This is a genomic window from Clostridium sediminicola, assembly GCF_050402865.1.
Classification (GTDB): Bacteria; Bacillota; Clostridia; order Clostridiales; family Clostridiaceae; genus Clostridium_AF; species Clostridium_AF sediminicola.
On the sequence record NZ_BAABMF010000108.1, the window covers coordinates 1 to 252 of the forward strand.

The window sequence follows — 252 nt, forward strand, 5'->3', positions numbered from 1 at the left end:
TCGCAGCTTATCACGTCCTTCATCGGCTCCTAGTGCCAAGGCATCCACCGTGCGCCCTTTGTAGCTTGATCTTTTAGTTATTTAATCAACTTTTTACAAAGTTTGCTCAGTTTGAGCTTTGTTACTTATATATAATTCACTATGCAATTTTCAATGAACAAAATAGAAAGAAATTAATCTTTCAAAATTAAACAGAGTAGATAAAACCAAGTCAATTTTATGAGAACATTGTTCTCATTTCTCCCTAGAAAG

Annotated in this window: 1 rRNA gene; it reads right to left on the reverse strand. The window is 33.7% G+C overall.

Annotated features, from left to right (window positions below):
* Positions 1 to 71 (reverse strand): 23S ribosomal RNA (locus ACQ3F0_RS26970); the annotation flags it as partial.
* Positions 72 to 252 lie beyond the last annotated feature (181 nt).